The following is a 1635-nucleotide window of genomic DNA, read 5'->3' on the forward strand; positions in this document are numbered from 1 at the left end:
TGAGTCTTGGAACGAGAAAATCGTATCTCAGCAAAAGAAAAGTATTGCTGAGTATTTGTTGGTGAATAACGGAGTTTTTTTTGTGATTGAATCGCCGAGGCCGCCGCGTGCCTTTCTCGAATTAACAGCGCGTGAGGGGCGGACCGCCAGACCGTCAGCGAGGCGGCGGTATCGGTCCAGCGCTCGCCGTCCGCCGATTACAGGGTATTCCCGCGCAGGAAAACACGACCTTCCGCGATGCGCCTTGCGGTCCGTTCTATTGCGGCCTGTTCGACATGCCATTCGTTGCCGCGCCGCGCCACGCTGGCGTCGACGTGGATAACGCCGCTGGGATGTCCAAAGGTATAACGCCTGGGGCCCGGCTCGCCGCACAATTGGGCGGGCAGGCTGCCGGCGATTCCACAAGCCATGCCGGTCGTGACCGTGACCGTGCCGGCCAAGGTTTTACTGGCGGAGCCGGAGGCGTACTGTCTGCACACGAGGTCCAGGCGATCGGCGCTGATCAGTTCGCCCGTCGTGCACGTATGGTAGTCGCGCGGTTTTTGCAGCATTACCAGCATCGGCGTGGAAGGGGCGCTGCGCTGGTGCCAATAGTCGCTCAATCCCAGGCGAATGGCGACCTCGCGGCGCACTGCGTCCATGTGGGCGCGAAGCGCAACGTCGCCGTCTATGGTTTGCGGGTCTTCTATGCCAGATAGTCCGAAAGACTCCGCGCGGGCGTAAATGACAAGATTCGCGCCATCCACGACGGATACCGTCACGCTTTCTCTGCCTGGAACGGCGATCTCTGTCTGCACTTCTCCGAAGGGCAGCAGCCGGCCCGTGATTGCGCCGACTGCCCGCGAGAAATCCAGCGCTATGGGCGCGCCATGCCCAGGAACCCCACCGATCTGCAAATCTCCTTGCGTGATGACCTGCGTCGGCGTTGTCGGCACGCTGACATGGACGATCCGATCCGTGTTCAGGTTGTGGACTCGTACCAGCGTATGTCCGTTTCGCGGAGCCACCAGGCCGCTTTCAATCGCGTATACCCCGGCGGCAGCCGTCAGGTTGCCGCAGTTCAGGTTGTAATCGACTTCCGGGGCCAGGATACCGACCTGGCCGAAGAGGTAGCTGACGTCGCTGTCTTCGCGGCGTGGCGGGCCCATGATGGCAGCCTTGCTGGTCAGTTTGTCGGCTCCGCCCAAGCCATCGATTTGGCGGCGGTCGGGGCTGCCAAAGATGTCCAGCAATAGGGCCGTCAGCGATTCACGGTCGGCAGGAACATCGGATTCCCGGAGAAAGATTCCTTTGCTCGTGCCGCCACGCATCATGACGAATGGCAAGCTGTCCGGAGTGTGCATCGCATTGGCCCAAAGAGATGTTTTGCGTGATCCGATCGCCCCACGGCATGGGCTATCGGCGTAATCGACACTCTACGCAGGTTGCGAGCCCTTGCGGGGGCAGTATGTGGGGGACCCGGTCCATATAGTGAAAATGGAATCCCGCACCAATGGAAAAGCCGGCCCGAAGGCCGGTTTCCCTTGAGTGCAGGCCGGGAATTACAGATTGCCGGCCAGTTCGGGCACGACCTGGAACAGATCGCCGACCAGGCCGTAGTCGGCCACGCCGAAGATCGGCGCTTCCGGATCCTTG

The 1635-nt window shown here is 61.2% G+C and carries 1 protein-coding gene; it reads right to left on the bottom strand.

Annotated elements, in window-relative coordinates; translation table 11 throughout:
• Nucleotides 1-197: 197 nt before the first annotated feature.
• Nucleotides 198-1343 carry a PrpF domain-containing protein gene (locus tag JL37_RS08070; RefSeq protein ID WP_043543164.1) on the bottom strand — a complete coding sequence of 382 codons (1146 nt, stop codon included), beginning with the start codon at nucleotides 1341-1343 and terminating at the stop codon, nucleotides 198-200.
• Nucleotides 1344-1635: the final 292 nt, after the last annotated feature.

It is taken from the genome of Achromobacter sp. RTa (genome assembly GCF_000757485.1).
Classification (GTDB): domain Bacteria; phylum Pseudomonadota; class Gammaproteobacteria; order Burkholderiales; family Burkholderiaceae_B; genus Achromobacter.